The following is an 18,919-nucleotide window of genomic DNA, read 5'->3' on the forward strand; positions in this document are numbered from 1 at the left end:
GTAGGGTTTGGGTGATGCACGCGATCGTGGCGGAGTCCCCAGGAAAGCTGATCTGGACAGAGGTACCTGAACGCGCACTTCAGCCGGGTGAGGTACGAATCGATGTGGTTGCCGCAGGAATCAACCGCGCCGATCTGTTGCAGGCCGCGGGTAAGTATCCGCCCCCGAAGGGCGCCAGCGAGGTCATGGGCCTGGAGGTGTCCGGCGTCATCACCGAAATCGCCGACCGGGTGTCCGGCTGGTCTGTCGGGCAGCCGGTATGCGCTTTGCTGGCAGGCGGCGGATACGCCGAGAACGTCACGGTTCCGGCGGGCCAGGTGATGCCGGTTCCCGAATCCGTCGAACTGGCCCAGGCGGCCGCACTGCCGGAGGTGGCGTGCACGGTGTGGTCCAACGTGGTGATGACCGCCGGACTGTCCGCCGGTGAACTGCTGCTGGTTCACGGCGGCGCAAGTGGGATCGGCACCCACGCCATCCAGGTGGCCAACGCGCTCGGGTGCCGGGTCGCCGTCACCGCTGGTTCGGCCAACAAGCTCGAACTCTGCACGGAACTGGGTGCCGAGGTGGCCATCAACTACCGCGAAGAGGACTTCGTCGACCGGCTTCGCGCCGAGACCGACGAGACGGGCGCCGACGTGATCCTCGACATCATGGGCGCGGCGTACCTCGACCGGAACATCGACGCCCTGGCCACCGGCGGCCGGCTGGTGATCATCGGCATGCAGGGCGGCGCCAAGGCCGAACTCGACATCGGCAAGCTGCTCGCCAAACGCGCCAGCGTGACCGCGACGGCGTTGCGCTCGCGTCCGGTCGCCGGACCTGGTAGTAAGACCGACATCGTCGCCGAGGTGGTCGCCAACGTGTGGCCGATGGTCGCCGACGGCCGGGTGCGCCCGATCATCGGTGCGGAGTTCCCGGTGCAGGAGGCCAAGGCCGCACAGGAGATGCTCGACTCGGGTGAGGTGTCGGGCAAAGTCCTGTTGCGCGTGCAGGACTGACACGACGCTCAGCCCGGCTTTCAGCCCAGCGACGCCAGTGCGCGGACCAGCTGATCCACCTCGGCGGCGGTCGTGTAGTGCGCCAGCCCGATGGTCACGGCGCCGCCGATGTCCTCGACGCCGATGACGTCGAGCACCCGGGAGTTCGCGTTGGCGATGGCCAGCACACCGTTGTCGGCGAGGCGCTGCACCACTTTCTCGGCCGGCACGTCGCGGACCGCGAAACTCAACGTCGGTATGCGGACCTCTGGCTGACCGATCACCATCACCAGCGGCAACGAGCGCAGCGACATCAGCAGGTAGTCGAACAACCTGCTCATGTACGAGGTCGCCGACTGCATGGACAGCGACAGACGCTCGCGCCGAGTGCCGGTGGCGTTCTCGTCGAGGCCGGCCAGGTACTCGATGCTGGCCACCACCCCGGCGAGCATGCCGAACTGATGCACGCCGACCTCCAGACGCGCCGGTCCGGTCGCGTACGGGTCCAGCGACACCGATCCGAACTGTTCGATGGTCGACGGATCACGGAAGATCAGCGCGCCGATCGGCGGGCCGCCCCACGCCACCGCGTTGAGCGCGACGACGTCGGCGGCGATCTCCTCCAGGTCGATCAACCGGTAGGGGGCCGCCGCGGAGTGGTCGACGACCACCAGACCGCCGACCTCGTGCACCAGCTTGGTCACCGCCCGCAGGTCGGTCACCGTGCCGATCGTCGAAGACGCCGAGGCGATCGCCACCAGCCGCGTCGGCCCGGTGATCAGCCCTTCCCACTGCCAGGCGGGTAGTTCGCCGGTCTCGATGTCGACCTCGGCCCACTTGATCTTGGCGCCGTACCGATTGGCCGAGCGCAGCCACGGCGCGATGTTGGCCTCGTCGTCGAGTCGGGTCACCACAACCTCGTAACCCAGCCCCACCCGGGACGACGCGGCATCGGCCAGCGATGCCAGTAGCAGCGCGCGGTCGGCGCCGAGGACCACACCGCGCGGATCACCGTTCACCAGGTCGGCGACCGCCTGGCGGGCCGCATGCAGCACCGCGGTGCTACGTCGCGCCGACGGATGCGGGCCCTCGGTGGTCGACATGGAACCCCGGAACGCGGTGGAGACCGTCGTGGCCACCGCGTCGGGCAGCAGCATCCCGTGCTGCGCGTCGAAGTGCACCCATCCATCGCCCAGAGAGGGGTGCAATCCACGCACCCGGGCGACGTCGTATGCCATTCCAGCCACCTTAGAGCGTTCGTGAATCCCACAAACCGACACGATGTCCATCAGGACCCGATCGTGCGCATGCCCGTCGCCGCACCAGATCGGAACACCTGCCGAGCCATACTAGTCCAGGACCTTTCGGAGTTGACTGCGAATCCCCTTGAGGTTGCTGCGACGACTGCCGCATCGGGCGGCTTGGCCGTCGTGCCGTCACATCGACCGACATCGCGGCGAGGATCGTGTCACTGACCGGCATTTCGCAGGGTCTGCGCGGTGTTTGCCCACGGCAGCACCGACCGCCGTGCCGGGTGTGCGAACCCGTTCCCGAGGCGGTTACGTGCAGAATCGACTGGCTGTCGGACACGCTTACCGTTCGCCTGCTGCGCCGCCGGCAACGTCCGCGGGCGGTCGCGTGCAAGAGTCGCCCCCGTGACGGACTAGTGTCACAGCGATAGAACGGCCTCAAGAGGGAATGCGACTCAGATGACGCTGAACAACGACGACGACAACATCGAGATCATCGGCGGTGACTCCGGCAACGGCGGCACTGCAGACGGCGACGGGAAGTCGCTGACCGACCTGGTCGAACAACCGGCGAAGGTGATGCGGATCGGCACCATGATCAAGCAACTCCTCGAGGAGGTGCGGGCCGCTCCTCTCGACGACGCCAGCCGCACCCGGCTGCGCGAGATCCACCACACGAGCATCCACGAACTCGAAGAGGGGCTGGCGCCGGAGTTGCGGGAGGAACTCGAACGGCTGACGCTGCCCTTCACCGAGGACAGCGTCCCGTCGGACGCCGAGCTGCGCATCGCGCAGGCACAGCTGGTCGGGTGGCTCGAGGGGCTGTTCCACGGAATCCAGACCGCGCTGTTCGCCCAGCAGATGGCTGCCAGGGCCCAGCTCGAACAGATGCGACAGGGTGCGTTACCACCCGGCATCGGGGTGCAGGGCCAGCGCGGCGGTCCCGCGCATCCCGGCACCGGGCAGTACCTGTAGGGCCGCGGTGGCGGCTCCCCGTATCGAGACCCGTGACGCGTGGGTCGAGTTCCCGATCTTCGATGCCAAGACCCGGTCCCTGAAGAAGGCTTTCCTCGGCAAGGCCGGCGGCGCCATCGGCCGCAACGCGTCGAACGTCGTGGTCATCGAGGCCCTGCGCGAGATCACCATGTCGCTGGAACTCGGCGACCGGGTCGGCCTGGTAGGCCACAACGGCGCGGGCAAGTCGACGCTGCTGCGGTTGCTGTCCGGAATCTACGAGCCGACGCGGGGTTCGGCCACCGTGACCGGACGGGTGGCGCCGGTGTTCGACCTCGGCGTCGGGATGGACCCGGAGATCTCGGGCTACGAGAACATCGTCATCCGCGGTCTGTTCCTCGGGCAGAGTCGCAAACAGATGCTGGCCAAGATCGACGAGATCGCCGAGTTCACCGAGCTCGGTGACTACCTGTCGATGCCGCTGCGCACGTATTCCACCGGTATGCGGGTGCGGTTGGCGATGGGCGTGGTCACCAGTATCGATCCGGAGATCCTGCTGCTCGACGAGGGCATCGGCGCGGTGGACGCCGACTTCCTGAAGAAGGCCCAGTCCCGACTGCAGAGCCTGGTCGAGCGCTCCGGGATCCTGGTGTTCGCCAGCCACTCCAACGAGTTCCTCGCACGGCTGTGCAAGACCGCGATGTGGATCGACCACGGCACCGTGAAGATGACCGGCGGCATCGAGGACGTCGTGCGGGCGTACGAGGGTGAGGACGCCGCGCGGCACGTGCGCGAAGTGCTCGACGAACACCGCGGCGACTGGTCGCCCGACGAGCGCTCGCGCGAGGAGAATCCAGCCACCGACGAGCGCTCGCGCGAGGAGAATCCAGCGCCCGACGGGTCGGATCAGCTTTCGCGATGACGTCGAGGATCTACGCCGTCGTCGTGACCCACCGGCGTCCGGAGTCGCTGGCGCAATCACTCGACGCGCTGTGCGCGCAGTCGCGACGGCCCGACGGATTGATCGTGGTGGACAACGACGACGACTCGCGCGTCCGCCACCTCGTGGCGGCACAGCCGATCCCGTCGACGTATCTGGGATCGCGCAGGAACCTCGGCGGCGCAGGAGGATTCGCGCTCGGCATGCTGCATGCCCTGGCGGAGGGCGCGGACTGGCTGTGGCTGGCTGACGACGACGGACAGCCGCTGGGCCACTCGGTGCTCGGCACGCTGCTGAACTGTGCTGAGCGCCACGGTCTGGCTGAGGTGTCGCCGATGGTCTGCGACATCGCCGACCCCACCCGACTGGCATTCCCGCTGCGCCGGGGGCTGGTGTGGCGGCGACGCGTCTCCGAACTCGGCGACGGGGACCTGCTACCGGGGATCGCCTCGCTGTTCAACGGTGCACTGTTCCGCGCCTCGACGATCGAGGCGGTCGGCGTGCCCGACCTGCGGCTGTTCGTGCGCGGCGACGAGGTGGAGCTGCACCGACGATTGGTGCGCTCGGGCCTGCCGTTCGGCACCTGCCTCGACGCCACCTACGTCCATCCTTGCGGCACTGACGAATTCAAGCCGATCCTGGGCGGACGCATGCACACGCAGTATCCCGACGATGCGACCAAACGTTTCTTCACCTACCGCAACCGCGGATACCTGTTGTCTCAGCCGGGACTTCGCAAGCTGCTGCCACAGGAGTGGGTGCGGTTCGGCTGGTACTTCCTGGTGTCGCGGCGGGATCCCGCCGGGCTGCGGGAGTGGATCCGGTTGCGCCGTCTTGGTCGCGAGGAGAGGTTCGGGAGGCCGGGCACATGAGTTTCGATGAGGCGTCAGCGCAGTCGAAGACGTTTGCGCGGGCGTGGCGCGATCTCCGCGAGGGGTTCGGCAAGCGTGAGCTCTGGCTGCACCTCGGATGGCAGGACATCAAACAGCGTTACCGCCGTTCGGTACTCGGGCCCTTCTGGATCACCATCGCCACCGGTGCGACGGCTGTCGCAATGGGACTGTTGTATTCGAAGCTTTTCAAACTCGAGCTGTCCGAACACCTTCCGTACGTGACGATGGGCCTGATCGTCTGGAACCTGATCAACGCGTCGATCCTCGAAGGCGCCGAGGTGTTCATCGCGAACGAGGGACTGATCAAACAGCTGCCGACGCCGCTGTCGGTGCACGTGTACCGGTTGGTGTGGCGGCAGATGATCCTGTTCGCGCACAACATCATCATCTTCGTGGTCATCGCGATCATCTATCCGAAACCGTGGAATTGGGCGGATCTGGCGGTAATTCCGGCGCTGGGGCTGATCATGCTCAACTGCGTCTGGGTGTCGCTGTGTTTCGGCATCCTGGCGACTCGCTATCGGGATATCGGCCCGCTGCTCAACAGCATTGTGCAGCTGTTGTTCTTCATGACGCCGATCATCTGGAACGAGGCCACGCTGCAGGCGCAGGGCGCCGGGCAGTGGGCCAAGATCGTCGAACTCAACCCGCTGCTGCACTACCTCGACATCGTTCGCGCGCCCCTGCTCGGCGCGGACCAGGAGTTGCGGCACTGGGTGGTGGTGCTCGTGCTGACCGTCATCGGGTGGACGATGGCGGCGTTCGCGATGAAGCAGTACCGGGCCCGGGTGCCGTACTGGGTGTGAGTCCCTTCCTCAGCCGGGAGCACATAGTGCCGTCAAAGTGCGGACAGATCGTCGACAACTTCCGGACCGCGGCACGGCGCCGTTCGGCTACGAGGCGAATAGCCTGCTGCGGCACTTCCGGCGGGTTTCCAGCGTTATGCGGATATGAGCATTCCGCCATACCAGCCGCCGACCTCCTCTTCCTCACCCGAACCGGGCAACACTCTGGTCTGCCCGAAGTGCAAGGGCGTCATGCGCACCTACGAGCGCAACGGAATCCACCTCGAGCAGTGCGACACCTGCCGCGGCATCTTCCTCGATCTGGGAGAACTCGAAGCGCTCACCGAGATGGAGAACCGGTTCATGCAGGCAGCCCCGCCACCTCCGCCGGCGAGCTACGGCGCCGGTTACCGATCGGGGTATAACTACGGCCCGGGTTGGGGCAGCCGCGGCAGCAAGCACTACCGCAAACAGGGATTCGGGCGGCTGTTCTTCTCCAGCTAGACCATCCGGGCGCACGCCGCGGCCAGCAGTTCATCCTCCGGGTGGTGAACTGCCGCCGCGACCACCGCTGCCCTCGCGAACGGGTCGAGCACCGGCCACGGATCGGCCGGTGCATCGGCCAGCGCGGCTCCCCCACCCTGGCGGTACGCCTCCAGGAACGTGCTCCAGTCCTCGTCGGGGAGGTGTCCGGCCGCCCAGAACCCCGCCGGCCGCGCCAGATCCCAGGCTGGGTCGCCCACCCCGAGATCGTCGACGTCGATGAGCAGCCACGGCCGGCCGGGCCCGCGCCGGCCGAGTTGGCCCAGGTGGAAGTCGCCGTGGACAAAGGTGCGCGGACGGTCCGGCGATCCCGCCCGCCACACCGCCGGCGGGAGTTCCGTGAGTGCCCGGCGCACCGATTGGGTCACCTCGGTGCGCCGCGCATGTTCGACGACGCGCCGCAACCGGGCCGGCCACCCGTGCAAAAGCCGCGCCGTGACCGGCTGGGCGTGCAGCCGCGCCAACACCCCCCCGGCATCCGCCCACGGCAGTTGAGCCGGTTGTGGCGCAATGGTTTGCACACATGGCCACCGACTCCGCCAGCGCTCGCCGACCCGCTCGGGCGCCACCGTCGACGGCGCCAGCAGGATGTCGGGCAACGCGTCGGCCACCCTCAGCCGCGTGCGCAGAGCCCGCGGATCGGTCCCCGCCCGGTGCAGTTTGACGACGACGTCACCGTCGAAGGTGATCTCCGCACCGGACGGGGTCTGCACACCTGTGACCGTATCGCCGCCTCCCGGCGCCCGCGGACTCCGCGAGTTGCCGGTCAACGCGGTGCGTCCAGGACGGCTCACCGCGGGCACCATGCTTACGCCGTCGCACACCCTGGCCGCGACCTCGGCGTCGCGCGCAACGCGCTGCATGCGCATGCGGTACCGGCGCAGGGGGGATCGGCTCATCGCCGCACTCAGGGCCCTCGACGCGCTTGCGGCGTACTGGACGCGACGCTGCGCTGACGACGACACCGCATAAGCTGCCCGGGTGACCGAGCCCCCCATGTCACCCCAGCTGCCGCTTACCACGCAGGTGTGGCGGTTCCTCGTCACCGGCGGTCTGTCCGCGATCGTCGACTTCGGCCTCTACGTGCTGCTCTACCGCGTGCTGGGGATGCAGCCCGACCTCGCCAAGACCCTCGGCTGGATCACAGGCACGACGACGGCGTACCTGCTCAACCGGCGCTGGACATTCCAAGCGCCGCCCAGCCAGGCCCGCCTGATCGCCGTGTGGGCGTTGTACATCACCACGTTCGTGATCCAGGTCGGCCTCAACCACTTGTTCCTACGGGTGTTCGACTACTCGGCGATCGGTGTGGTCATCGCATTCGTCATCGCGCAGGGCACCGCGACCGTCATCAACTTCACCATCCAGCGGGCGGTGATTTTCAAGCTGGCTTGACTGACGTGCTCGGCGGTGTCCGGATTGCCGACCGCGACCGCGGCCCGGGGTTCGCGCCCGTCGGGGAACTCCAGCAGCATCAGGTACCTGTTCGGGTCGTAGCCCTTGGCCGGCGACCTCCTGAGCCGACGGGACCTCGGTCGCACCGCGGGCGGTGACGTCGCCGTTGTCGATGTGGCCCAACACCTCGGCGCAGTCGGCGTCGACGTCCTCGGCGTGGTGGATCAGGGGCTGGGCCCGTGCCTCGAGATCGGCGGCGACCGACTTGAGCTCCTGCCGCACATCCGGGGGTCCGCTGATCGTGACGTCACCGTTGTCGGCGAGGTGCAGGATTGCAGTGCGCCCACATTCCACGAATCGATGTCACTGAGCAGCATTCCCGCCCCGCCTGGCATTGATCGTCAACACTACCGCGGCCCCGGGAGGGCACGGCGCACGAGTTTCGCAGCGCCACGGGACGCCGCGGACGAGGCGGTACCCTCGTCACGATGTCCGAGACCACGACCCGGCGGCTCACCGGTTGGGCCCGCACCGCGCCCACCGTTGCCGAGGTGCTGTCGACACCCGACCCCGAGGCGATCGCCAAGGCGGTCGCCCACGTCGCCGACGACCCCCAGCGCGGCGTCATCGCCCGCGGGCTGGGCCGCTCCTACGGCGACAACGCACAGAACGGCGGCGGCCTGGTCATCGACATGACCGCGCTCAACCGCATCCACAGCATCGACGTGGACGGCGCGCTCGTCGACGTCGACGCCGGCGTGAGCCTCGACCAGCTGATGAAGGCAGCGCTGCCGGTCGGGCTGTGGGTCCCGGTGCTGCCGGGCACCCGGCAGGTCACCGTCGGCGGCGCGATCGCCTGCGACATCCACGGCAAGAACCATCACAGCGCGGGCAGCTTCGGCAACCACGTCCGCTCGATGGACCTGCTCACCGCCGACGGCACCGTGCGCACGCTCAAACCGCGCGGTAAGGAAGCCGACCTGTTCTGGGCGACCATCGGCGGCAACGGGCTGACCGGGATCATCCTGCGCGCGACGATCGCGATGACACCGACGGAAACCGCGTACTTCATCGCCGACGGCGACGTCACCGCCGACCTCGACGAGACCATCGCGATCCACAGCGACGGCAGCGAGGCGCACTACACCTACTCCAGCGCGTGGTTCGACGCGATCAGTCCGCCGCCGAAGCTGGGCCGCGCCGCCATCTCCCGCGGATCGCTGGCCACCTTGGACCAGCTGCCCAAGAAGTTGCGCCGCAATCCGCTGAAATTCGATGCCCCGCAACTGCTCACGTTCCCCGACGTGTTCCCCAACGGGCTGGCCAACAAATGGACGTTCGGGCCGATCGGCGAACTGTGGTACCGCAAGTCGGGCACCTACCGCGGCAAGATCCAGAACCTGACGCAGTTCTACCACCCGCTCGACATGTTCGGGGAGTGGAACCGCGCCTACGGCAGCAACGGATTCCTCCAGTACCAGTTCGTGGTCCCGACCGAGGCGGTCGACGAGTTCAAAGCCATCCTCGTCGACATCCAACGCTCGGGACACTACTCGTTCCTCAACGTGTTCAAGCTGTTCGGCCCGGGAAACAAAGCGCCGCTGAGCTTTCCGATCCGCGGCTGGAACGTGTGCGTCGACTTCCCGATCAAACCCGGGTTGGGTGAGTTCGTCAGCGGACTCGACCACCGGGTGCTGCAGTTCGGCGGCCGCCTCTACACCGCCAAGGATTCGCGCACCACCGCCGAAACCTTCCACGCCATGTACCCGCGCATCGACGAGTGGATCGCCGTGCGCCGCCGCGTCGACCCCGACGGGGTATTCGCCTCGGACATGGCTCGACGTTTGGAGCTGCTCTAGATGGTGCGCACACATGGTTCTTGACGCCGTGGGTAACCCCCAGACCATCCTGCTGCTCGGCGGGACCTCCGAGATCGGATTGGCGATCTGCGAGCGCTACCTGCGCAACGCACCCGCCCGCATCGTCCTCGCCGCGCTGCCCGACGACCCCGGCCGCGACGCTGCCGTCGCCCAAATGCGCAGTGCCGGCGCGAAGTCTGTCGAGGTGATCAACTTCGACGCGGTGGACACCGCCAGCCACCCCGACGTGATAGACAAGGCGTCGGCCGGCGGGTCCCGCGACATCGACGTGGCCATCGTCGCGTTCGGTCTGCTCGGCGACGCCGAGGAGCTGTGGCAGGACCAGCGCAAGGCCGTGCAGATCGCCGAGGTCAACTACACCGCAGCGGTTTCGGTGGGAGTGCTGCTCGGCGAGCAGATGCGCAACCAGGGGTTCGGCCAGATCATCGCGATGAGTTCGGCGGCCGGTGAACGTGTACGGCGGTCGAACTTCGTCTACGGCTCCACCAAGGCCGGACTCGACGGGTTCTACCTCGGCCTCGGAGAAGCGCTGCGGGAGTATGGTGTTCGCGTCCTCGTCATCCGCCCCGGCCAGGTGCGCACCCGGATGAGCGCCCACGTCAAGGAAGCGCCGCTGACCGTCGACAAGGAGTACGTCGCCGAACTGGCGGTCACCGCGTCGGCGAAGGGCAAGGACCTGGTCTGGGCGCCCGGCGCCTTCCGCTACGTGATGATGGTGCTGCGCCACATCCCGCGGCCCATCTTCCGCAAGCTGCCCATCTAACCGGTGGGCACCAACGCGCTGGCCGGCCCGATCAGGATCGCGGGCCGGATGGTGGTGGCGGCGCTGATCGCCGCCGCCGTCGCGGTCGTCTCGATCGCGGCGATTGCGCGGGTCGAGTGGCCGGCGTACAACTCGTCGAATCAACTGCACGCGCTGACCACTGTCGGTCAGTTCGGCTGTCTGGCAGGCCTGTTCGCGGCGGGCTGGCTCCACCGGCGCGGCAGGCGGCTGGTGGCGCATGCGGCGTCGACGGTGTTCCTGTCCGCGTTCGCCGTCGTCACGCTGGCGATGCCGCTGGGCGCCACCAAGCTCTACCTGTTCGGCATCTCGGTGGACCAGCAGTTCCGCACCGAGTACCTGACCCGCTTCGCCGACACCGCGGCGCTGCACGACATGACCTACTACGGGCTGCCGCCGTTCTACCCGCCTGGTTGGTTCTGGCTCGGCGGCCGGCTCGCCGCGCTGACCGGCACCCCGGCCTGGGAGATGTTCAAACCCTGGGCGATCATCTCGATCGCCGTCGCAGTCGTCCTCGCATTCGTGTTGTGGGCGGCGATGATCCGGTTCCGGTACGCGCTGATCGTCACCACCGCCACCACCGCGGTGATGCTGGCCTACTCACCGGCCGAACCGTACGCCGCGACCATCGCGGTGCTGCTGCCGCCGGTGTTCGTGCTGGGCTGGTCGGGGCTGCAGGCCACTGGCCGGGGGTGGGCCGCGATCGTCGGAGTGGGGCTGTTTCTCGGCGTGGCCGCACTGTTCTACACGCTGCTGCTGGCGTATGCGGCGTTCACGCTGGTGATCATGGCGGTCACCGTCGCCGGCGCCCGCAGGCGTGTCGAACCGCTGCTGCGCCTGCTCGTCATCGCGTTGATCTCCGGCGCCATCGCGCTGATCGGGTGGGCGCCGTACCTGCTGGCGGCGCTGCGCGGCACCCCCGCCGACACCGGCACCGCCCAGCACTACCTGCCCTCCGACGGTGCGCAACTGTCCTTCCCGATGCTGAGCTTCACGCTGCTCGGCGCGCTCTGCCTGGTCGGCACCATCTGGCTGGTGGTGCGGGCCCGCACCTCCACCCGCGCCGGCGATGAGCGCTCGCGCGAAGAGCAGATGGCCCGCGATGAGCGCTCGCGCGAAGAGCAGATGGCCGGCGCGCTGGCTATCGCCGTGCTTGCGGTCTACGCCTGGTCGCTGCTGTCGATGCTCACCACACTGGTCGGCACCACACTGCTGTCGTTCCGGCTGCAGCCGACACTGGTGATCCTGCTGTCCGCCGCCGGCGTGTTCGGCTTCGTCGAGGCGGCCCGCGGGCTGGCCGACAGTTTCTCCAGCCGGCGGCTGCTGGCCGTCGCCGGCGCGATCGGCGCGATCGGCGCGCTGACGTTCAGCCAGGACATCCCCGACGTGTTGCGGCCCGACATCGCCGTCGCCTACACCGACACCGACGGTTACGGACAGCGCGCCGACCGCAGACCGCCGGGCGCCGAACGGTACTACCGCGAGGTGGACGCGGCGATCCTGGAGGCCACCGGCCGGCCCCGCAACGAGACAATCGTGCTGACCGCGGACTACAGCTTCCTGTCGTACTACCCCTACTACGGATTCCAGGGCCTGACGTCGCACTACGCCAACCCGCTGGCCCAGTTCGACCAGCGCGCCGAGGCCATCGAGGGGTGGCAGACCCTCGGGGACGCCGACCAGTTCGTCGCCGCCCTCGACGAGCTCCCGTGGGATCCGCCCACCGTGTTCCTGATGCGCCGCGGGTCCGAAGACTCCTACACCCTGAGGTTGGCCTCCGACGTCTACCCCAACCAGCCCAACGTCCGGCGGTACCAGGTGAAGCTCGACGCGGCGCTGTTCGACGACCCGCGCTTCGAGATCTCCGACATCGGTCCGTTCGTGCTGGCCATCCGAGTCGATGGCTGACGCCCAGCGCAGGCCGTTAACATCTACGCCCGTGAACTCTGGGGTTGCGGTCGGAAGCAACCACCGGACGGCGCGCCTCATCGCCATCGTCGCGGGATTGCTCGGCGCGGCGATGGCGCTGGCCACCCCGCTGCTGCCGGTGAAGCAGACGACAGCCGAGCTGAACTGGCCGCAGGACGGCGTACTGCGTAGCGTCGACGCCCCGCTGATCGGCTACGTCCCCACCGATCTGACCATCACGGTGCCGTGTCAGGTGGCCGCCGGTCTCGCCGGTCCGGCCAATACCGGCCGGACGGTGCTGTTGTCCACCGTCCCCAAGCAGGCGCCCAAGGCCGTCGACCGCGGCCTGCTGATCGAGCGGGTGAACAACGAACTGCTCGTCATCGTGCGCAACACGCCCGTCGTCTCGGCGCCGCTGAGCCAGGTGCTCAGCGCGGAGTGTAAGCAGTTGATGTTCACCGCGCACGCCGACAAGGTCACCGGTGAATTCGTCGGGCTGGTCGAGGGCCCGGATGACGTGGAAGCGGGTGAAGCTCCCGGTGACCCGTTACGGGGTGAACGCAGCGGCTATGACTTCCGGCCGCAGATCGTGGGCGTCTTCACCGACCTGTCCGGACCGGCGCCGCCCGGCCTGGCGTTCTCGGCCACCGTCGACTCCCGCTACAGCAGCAGCCCGACCCTGCTCAAACTGCTGGTGATGTTCGCCGGTGTCGCGCTGACCGTGATCGCGCTCGCTGCGCTGCACATCCTCGACACCGACGACGGGATGCGACACCGCCGGTTCCTGCCGTCGCGCTGGTGGTCGATGAGGCCGCTCGACGGGGTGGTCGCCGCCGTGCTGGTGTGGTGGCACTTCGTCGGCGCCAACACCGCCGACGACGGCTACATCCTCACCATGGCCCGGGTGTCCGAACACGCCGGCTACATGGCGAACTACTACCGCTGGTTCGGCACCCCGGAAGCCCCGTTCGGCTGGTACTACGACCTGCTCGCGCTGTGGTCGCAGGTCAGCACGGCCAGCGTGTGGATGCGGCTGCCGACGCTGCTGATGGCGGTGGCCTGCTGGTGGGTGATCAGCCGCGAGATCATCCCGCGCCTCGGACACGCCGTGAAGGCCAACCGGGCGGCGGCCTGGACGGCCGCGGGCATGTTTCTGGCGTTCTGGCTGCCGCTCAACAACGGTCTGCGTCCCGAGCCGATCATCGCGCTCGGCATCCTGCTGACGTGGTGCTCGGTGGAGCGCGGCGTGGCCACCAGCCGGCTGCTGCCGGTCGCGATCGCCGTCATCATCGGGGCGCTCACCCTGTTCTCCGGGCCGACCGGCATCGCCGCCGTCGGCGCGCTGCTGGTCGCCGTCGGACCGCTGAAGACGATCGTGGCGCGCCATGTCGCACGCTTCGGCTACCTTGCGCTGCTGGCGCCGATCCTCGCCGCGGGCACCGTCACCGCGATCCTCATCTTCCGCGACCAGACCCTGGTCGGCGAACTGCAGGCCAGCAGCTTCAAGAGCGCCGTCGGACCCAGTCTGAGCTGGTTCGACGAGCACATCCGTTATGCACGGCTGTTCACCACCAGCCCCGACGGATCGGTGGCACGCCGGTTTGCGGTGCTGACGCTGCTGCTCGCGTTGGCCGTGTCGGTGGCTATGACGCTGCGCAAGGGCCGGATCCCCGGCACCGCGGCGGGTCCCAGCCGCCGGATCATCGGCATCACGATCATCTCGTTCCTGGTGATGATGTTCACGCCCACCAAGTGGACCCACCACTTCGGGGTGTTCGCCGGACTCGCCGGATCCCTCGGTGCCCTGGCCGCCGTGGCCGTCGGCTCGGCGGCGATGCGCTCACGGCGCAACCGGACCATGTTCACGGCCACCGTGCTGTTCGTCGCAGCGCTGTCGTTCGCGACGGTCAACGGGTGGTGGTACGTCTCGAACTTCGGGGTGCCGTGGTCGAACTCGTTCCCCGAGTTCAAGTTGGGCTTCACCACGATCCTGCTCGGACTGTCGGTGCTCGCACTGCTCGCGGCCGCATGGTTCCACTTCTCCGGCCGCGACACCGCCCCCGACGACGACGGCCGCTGGCGCTGGCGCCGCATCGTGCAGTCCCCGCTGGCGATCGCCGCATGGCTGGTCGTGATGTTGGAGGTGGTGTCGCTGACGCTGGCGATGGTCGGCCAGTATCCGGCGTGGACTGTTGGCCGGTCCAACCTCGAGGCATTGACCGGTAAGACCTGCGGACTGGCCAACGACGTGATGGTCGAGGAGGACCCCAACGAAGGGCTGCTGGCTCCGATCGGTGTTCCCGTCGGCGCTGCGTTGGGCGCCGGGTCCGCCCAGGGTTTCAGTCCCAACGGCATCCCTTCGGACATCTCCGCCGACGCGGTGATGGACCAGACGGGGGCGACGAACTTCGCCGACACCGACGGCGACACCGAAACCGGCGGCGAGGCAGGCACCGAGGGCGGTACCACCGCGCGTGCAGGCATCAACGGCTCCCGGGCCCGGCTGCCGTTCGACCTCGACCCGGCCCGCACCCCCGTGCTGGGCAGCTGGCGCAGCGGCACGCAGGCGCCGGCCGACCTGCGGTCGGCGTGGTACCGGCTGCCCGACCGAGAGTCGAGTGGGCCGCTGCTCGTGGTGTCGGCGGCGGGCCGCTTCGATCCCGGTGACGTGGTCGTCCAGTGGTCCACCGACGAGGGCGGCGCCGATCCGGAGCCGGGCGGCAGCGTCGGATTCGCCGACGTCGGGGCGTCGCCGGCGTGGCGCAACCTGCGGGTGCCCCTGTCGGCGATCCCCGCCGAGGCCACCCGCCTGCGGCTGGTCGCGACCGACGACGACCTCAGCCCGGACCACTGGATTGCGCTGACCCCGCCCCGCGTCCCTGAGTTGCGTTCCCTGCAGCAGGTGGTGGGGTCGCAGGATCCGGTGCTGCTCGATTGGCTGGTCGGGCTCGCATTCCCCTGTCAGCGTCCGTTCGACCACCGCAATGGCGTCATCGAGGTGCCGCAGTGGCGGATCATGCCGGACCGCTTCGGCGCCGAGGCCAACTCGCCGGTGATGGACTACCTCGGCGGCGGCCCGCTCGGCATCACCGAACTGTTGCTGCGCCCGACGACGTTGCCGACGTACCTGAAGGACGACTGGTCCCGCGACTGGGGCGCACTGCAGCAGCTCACGCCGTACAACCGGGACGCCGTACCGGCCCGGCTGGATCTCGGTTCCACAACGCGAAGCGGCCTGTGGAGCCCGGCGCCACTGCGCCACTAGCTTCGTCGCCTACCATCGACGCTCGTGCCCGCACACCGTCTCGTCCGCCTGATCGCCGTCTTCGCCGGTCTGGCGGGCATCGTGCTGTGCGCGTTGGTCCCGCTGCTGCCGGTCCGGCAGACCACCGCGACGATCCTGTGGCCCCAGGCGCCCGCAGAGGACGGGTTCGTCGGCGACCTGACCGCGCCGCTGGTGTCGGGCGCACCGCAGTCGCTCGACGTGGTGATCCCGTGCCAGGTGATCGCCACGATGCCGGCCGACGGCGGTCTGGTGTTCTCCACGATCCCGCCCGGAGGCATCGCCGCCGGCCGCAACGGGCTGTTCGTGCGGGCGAACGCCGACGACGTGGTGGTGGCCTCCCGCGACACCGTGGCGGCGGTCGCTCCGCGCGCCGCGATTGCCGAGGGCGCCTGCAGTGAGCTGCACATCTGGGCCAACGTCGGCGCGGTGGGCGCCGACTTCGTGGGCATCCCCGGTGCCGCGGGCACCCTGGAACCGGAGAAACGCCCGCAGGTGGCCGGGGTGTTCACCGACCTCGAGGTCGAGGTCGAGGTCGCGCCGCAGGCCGGAGCCGCTTCGGCGGCGACATCGGAACCCCGCTTGTCGGCGCGCATCGACGTGGACACCCGGTTCATCACCAGCCCCACGCCGCTGAAGCTGGCGGTGATGACGCTGGGCGTGCTGTGTGTGGTCGCATCGATCATCGCGCTGGCCCTGCTCGACCGCCGCGTCGGCCGCAGTGTCCCGCGGGGGTTCCGGCGGCTGCGGCGGGCGAGTCCGGCGACGTGGGTGGCCGACATCGGGGTGATCGGCACGCTTCTGCTGTGGCACGTGGTCGGCGCGCAGTCCTCCGACGACGGCTACAACCTGACGATCGCGCGCGTCTCCGACGAAGCCGGCTACACCGCCAACTACTTCCGCTACTTCGGCGCCACCGAGGCACCCTTCGACTGGTACCAGAGCGTGCTCGCCCAGCTGGCGTCGATCAGCACGGCGAGCGTGTGGATGCGCATCCCCGCGACGGCCGCCGCGATCGCCACGTGGCTGATCGTCAGCCGCCGCGTGATACCCCGTCTCGGCAGGCGCCTGGCCGCGAACCGGGTCGCGGTGCTGACCGCCGGTGCGGTGTTCCTCGCGGCCTGGCTGCCCTTCAACAACGGTCTGCGGCCCGAACCGCTGATCGCGTTCGCGGTGATCGCGGTGTGGATGCTCGTCGAGCGGACGATCGGGACCCGCCAGCTGTGGCCCGCCGCGATGGCCGTCGTCATCGCGATGTTCTCGGTGACCCTGGCGCCGCAGGGGCTCATCGCGCTAGCGCCGCTGTTCGTCGGTGCGCGCGGGATCGCCCGCATCATCTCCGCCCGCCGCGCCGTCGACGGGTTGATGTCCTCGCTGGCCCCGCTGCTGGGCGCGGTGTCGCTACTGTTCGTCGTCGCCTTCCGCGACCAGACGCTGGCCACCGTCGCCGAATCGGTGCGCATCAAGTACGTCGTCGGTCCGACACTGCCCTGGTACCAGGAGTTCCTGAGGTTCTACTTCCTCACCGTCGAGGACAGCGTGGACGGGTCGCTGAGCCGCCGCTTCTCGGTGCTGATCCTACTGCTGTGCCTGTTCGGTCTCATCGTGCTGCTGCTGCGCCGAGGGCGGCTGCCCGGCACCTCCAGCGGCCCGGTGTGGCGGCTGGCGGGGACGACGGCGGTCGGGCTGCTGCTGCTGACACTCACGCCGACGAAGTGGGCGGTGCAGTTCGGCGGGTTCGCCGGGCTCGCGGGCGCGCTCGGCGGGGTCACCGCATTCGCGTTCGCTCGGGTCGGCGTCAACAGCCGACGGAACCTGGCGCTGTACGTCACCGCACTGCTGTTCGTGCTGGCCTGGTCGACTGCGGCGATCAACGGATGGTTCTACGTCGCCAACTACGGAGTCCCCTGGTTCGACAAGCAGCCGGTCATCTTGGGCTACCCGGTCACGACGATCTTCCTGGTACTCGCCATCGCCGGCGGCATCCTCGCCGGCTGGCTGCATTTCCGCATCGACTACGCCGGCCACACCGAGGTCGCCGACACCGGGCGCAACCGGGCGCTCGCCTCGACCCCGCTGCTCGCGGTAGCCGTCATCATGGTGGTGCTCGAACTGGGGTCGATGGTCAAGGCGACTGTCGGCCGCTACCCCGTCTACACCATCGGCTCGGCCAACATGGCGGCCCTGCGGTCCGGGCTGACAGGGTCTTCTGCACCTAGCTGCGCGATGGCCGACGAGGTTCTCGTCGAGGCCGACACCAACGCCGGGATGCTGCAGCCGGTCCCGGGCCAGCGCTTCGGAGAGTACGGCCCGCTCGGCGGTGAGGATCCGGTCGGGTTCACGCCCAACGGCGTCAGCGACATTCTCGAACCCGCGGAGCCCGTTGCCGCCAACCCCGGAACGGTGAACTCCGACGGGCCCGTCGACAAACCGAACATCGGCGTGGGATACGCGGCGGGCACCGGCGGTGGCTACGGCCCCGAGGGCGTCAACGGCTCGCGGGTGTTCCTGCCGTTCGGGCTGGACCCGGACCGCACCCCGGTGATGGGCAGCTTCAACGAGCCCGGCTCGGCCCAGACAGGAGTGGCCGCCGAGGCGACGTCGGCGTGGTACCAACTGCCGCCCCGGACGCCCGACCGGCCGCTGGTGACAGTCGCCGCCGCAGGCGCGATCTGGTACTACGAGGAGGACGGATCGTTCAACTACGGGCAATCCCTCAAACTGCAGTGGGGCGTGCACCGGCCGGACGGTACGTACCAGGAGCTAGACGAGGTGCAGCCGATCGACATCGTCCAGCAGAAGGCGTGGCGCAACCTGCGCTTCCCGCTCGCCTGGGCCCCGCCGGAGGCCGATGTGGCCCGGATCGTCGCCGACGACCCGAACCTGTCGGAGGATCAGTGGTTCGCGTTCACCCCGCCGCGCGTTCCGGTGCTCGAGACAGCGAGTGAGTTCCTCGGCTCGCAGACGCCCGTGCTGATGGACATCGCGACCGCCGCGAACTTCCCGTGCCAGCGGCCGTTCGCCGAGCACCTCGGTGTGGCGGAGCTGCCGGAGTACCGGATCCTGCCGAACTTCAAGCAGGTGGTCGCGTCGTCGAACCAGTGGCAGTCCGCCGAGGACGGCGGGCCGTTCCTGTTCATCCAGGCGTTGCTGCGGACCGCGACGATCCCGACCTACCTGCGCGACGACTGGTATCGCGACTGGGGGTCGATCGAACGCTATATCCGGGTCGTTCCGCGCGACGAGGCGCCCGACGCCGTCATCGAGGAAGGGTCGAAGCGAGTGTTCGGGTGGAGCCGGGGCGGACCGATCAGGGCGCTGCCGTGAATG

14 protein-coding genes are annotated in these 18,919 nt (G+C 68.7%); 12 read left to right on the forward strand and 2 right to left on the reverse strand.

What is annotated here, in order from left to right; translation table 11 throughout:
- Window positions 1-14 precede the first annotated feature (14 nt).
- The gene (locus G6N07_RS17365) at window positions 15-998 is read left to right on the forward strand and encodes an NAD(P)H-quinone oxidoreductase (protein WP_085192055.1); all 984 of its coding nucleotides are present in this window, start codon (window positions 15-17) and stop codon (window positions 996-998) included.
- Between the two features lie 20 nt (window positions 999-1,018).
- Here the strand turns inward: G6N07_RS17365 and G6N07_RS17370 are convergent, their stop codons facing one another.
- On the reverse strand, window positions 1,019-2,215 hold the full coding sequence (locus G6N07_RS17370; protein WP_085192054.1) for a cysteine desulfurase-like protein: 1,197 nt from the start codon (window positions 2,213-2,215) through the stop codon (window positions 1,019-1,021).
- A gap of 471 nt (window positions 2,216-2,686) precedes the next feature.
- Between G6N07_RS17370 and G6N07_RS17375 the strand changes: the two genes are divergently transcribed.
- From G6N07_RS17375 to G6N07_RS17395, 5 genes are all read left to right on the forward strand, one after another.
- The gene (locus G6N07_RS17375) at window positions 2,687-3,202 is read left to right on the forward strand and encodes a bacterial proteasome activator family protein (RefSeq protein ID WP_085192053.1); all 516 of its coding nucleotides are present in this window, start codon (window positions 2,687-2,689) and stop codon (window positions 3,200-3,202) included.
- A gap of 7 nt (window positions 3,203-3,209) precedes the next feature.
- Window positions 3,210-4,103, forward strand: coding sequence for a galactan export ABC transporter ATP-binding subunit Wzt/RfbE (gene wzt, locus G6N07_RS17380; RefSeq protein WP_085192052.1), 894 nt, complete (start codon window positions 3,210-3,212; stop codon window positions 4,101-4,103).
- Window positions 4,100-4,993: a galactofuranosyltransferase GlfT1 gene (gene glfT1 / locus G6N07_RS17385; protein WP_085192051.1), complete on the forward strand. Its 894-nt coding sequence runs from the start codon at window positions 4,100-4,102 to the stop codon at window positions 4,991-4,993. The genes wzt and glfT1 overlap by 4 nt, the downstream gene beginning before the upstream one ends.
- Window positions 4,990-5,820, forward strand: coding sequence for a galactan export ABC transporter permease subunit Wzm/RfbD (gene wzm, locus G6N07_RS17390; RefSeq protein WP_085192050.1), 831 nt, complete (start codon window positions 4,990-4,992; stop codon window positions 5,818-5,820). Before glfT1 ends, wzm begins: the two co-directional genes overlap by 4 nt.
- A gap of 144 nt (window positions 5,821-5,964) precedes the next feature.
- Window positions 5,965-6,303, forward strand: coding sequence for a TFIIB-type zinc ribbon-containing protein (locus G6N07_RS17395; RefSeq protein WP_085192049.1), 339 nt, complete (start codon window positions 5,965-5,967; stop codon window positions 6,301-6,303).
- Here G6N07_RS17395 and G6N07_RS17400 read toward each other — a convergent pair.
- Window positions 6,300-7,055 carry a phosphotransferase family protein gene (locus G6N07_RS17400; RefSeq protein WP_085192106.1) on the reverse strand — a complete coding sequence of 252 codons (756 nt, stop codon included), beginning with the start codon at window positions 7,053-7,055 and terminating at the stop codon, window positions 6,300-6,302. The two genes, G6N07_RS17395 and G6N07_RS17400, sit on opposite strands and share 4 nt — an antisense overlap.
- A gap of 283 nt (window positions 7,056-7,338) precedes the next feature.
- On the opposite strand from G6N07_RS17400, the gene G6N07_RS17405 reads away from it, so the two are divergent.
- From G6N07_RS17405 to G6N07_RS17430, 6 genes are all read left to right on the forward strand, one after another.
- Complete coding sequence (locus G6N07_RS17405; RefSeq protein ID WP_085192048.1) at window positions 7,339-7,737, forward strand: GtrA family protein; 399 nt, start codon at window positions 7,339-7,341, stop codon at window positions 7,735-7,737.
- A gap of 488 nt (window positions 7,738-8,225) precedes the next feature.
- Window positions 8,226-9,596 (forward strand): decaprenylphosphoryl-beta-D-ribose oxidase, encoded by a 1,371-nt coding sequence (locus tag G6N07_RS17410; RefSeq protein ID WP_085192046.1) that lies wholly within the window; start codon window positions 8,226-8,228, stop codon window positions 9,594-9,596.
- Window positions 9,597-9,609: 13 nt separating this feature from the next.
- On the forward strand, window positions 9,610-10,380 hold the full coding sequence (locus G6N07_RS17415; RefSeq protein ID WP_085192045.1) for a decaprenylphospho-beta-D-erythro-pentofuranosid-2-ulose 2-reductase: 771 nt from the start codon (window positions 9,610-9,612) through the stop codon (window positions 10,378-10,380).
- Between the two features lie 48 nt (window positions 10,381-10,428).
- Window positions 10,429-12,306 (forward strand): galactan 5-O-arabinofuranosyltransferase, encoded by a 1,878-nt coding sequence (locus G6N07_RS17420; protein ID WP_085192105.1) that lies wholly within the window; start codon window positions 10,429-10,431, stop codon window positions 12,304-12,306.
- On the forward strand, window positions 12,299-15,571 hold the full coding sequence (locus G6N07_RS17425) for an arabinosyltransferase domain-containing protein (RefSeq protein WP_085192044.1): 3,273 nt from the start codon (window positions 12,299-12,301) through the stop codon (window positions 15,569-15,571). Before G6N07_RS17420 ends, G6N07_RS17425 begins: the two co-directional genes overlap by 8 nt.
- Before the next feature lie 24 nt (window positions 15,572-15,595).
- Complete coding sequence (locus G6N07_RS17430; protein WP_085192043.1) at window positions 15,596-18,916, forward strand: arabinosyltransferase domain-containing protein; 3,321 nt, start codon at window positions 15,596-15,598, stop codon at window positions 18,914-18,916.
- Window positions 18,917-18,919: the final 3 nt, after the last annotated feature.

It is taken from the genome of Mycolicibacterium doricum (assembly GCF_010728155.1).
In the GTDB taxonomy this organism is placed as follows: Bacteria; Actinomycetota; Actinomycetes; order Mycobacteriales; family Mycobacteriaceae; genus Mycobacterium; species Mycobacterium doricum.

What these genes read in the sequence shown, in the direction of transcription:
- G6N07_RS17375 (WP_085192053.1), top strand. Translation starts at nt 2,687, where the DNA reads ATGACGCTGAACAACGACGACGACAACATCGAGATCATCGGCGGTGAC.
- G6N07_RS17415 (WP_085192045.1), top strand. Translation starts at nt 9,610, where the DNA reads ATGGTTCTTGACGCCGTGGGTAACCCCCAGACCATCCTGCTGCTCGGC.
- G6N07_RS17410 (WP_085192046.1), top strand. Translation starts at nt 8,226, where the DNA reads ATGTCCGAGACCACGACCCGGCGGCTCACCGGTTGGGCCCGCACCGCG.
- G6N07_RS17405 (WP_085192048.1), top strand. Translation starts at nt 7,339, where the DNA reads ATGTCACCCCAGCTGCCGCTTACCACGCAGGTGTGGCGGTTCCTCGTC.
- G6N07_RS17425 (WP_085192044.1), top strand. Translation starts at nt 12,299, where the DNA reads ATGGCTGACGCCCAGCGCAGGCCGTTAACATCTACGCCCGTGAACTCT.
- G6N07_RS17395 (WP_085192049.1), top strand. Translation starts at nt 5,965, where the DNA reads ATGAGCATTCCGCCATACCAGCCGCCGACCTCCTCTTCCTCACCCGAA.
- wzm (WP_085192050.1), top strand. Translation starts at nt 4,990, where the DNA reads ATGAGTTTCGATGAGGCGTCAGCGCAGTCGAAGACGTTTGCGCGGGCG.
- G6N07_RS17370 (WP_085192054.1), bottom strand. Translation starts at nt 2,215, where the DNA reads ATGGCATACGACGTCGCCCGGGTGCGTGGATTGCACCCCTCTCTGGGC.
- G6N07_RS17365 (WP_085192055.1), top strand. Translation starts at nt 15, where the DNA reads ATGCACGCGATCGTGGCGGAGTCCCCAGGAAAGCTGATCTGGACAGAG.
- glfT1 (WP_085192051.1), top strand. Translation starts at nt 4,100, where the DNA reads ATGACGTCGAGGATCTACGCCGTCGTCGTGACCCACCGGCGTCCGGAG.
- G6N07_RS17420 (WP_085192105.1), top strand. Translation starts at nt 10,429, where the DNA reads ATGGTGGTGGCGGCGCTGATCGCCGCCGCCGTCGCGGTCGTCTCGATC.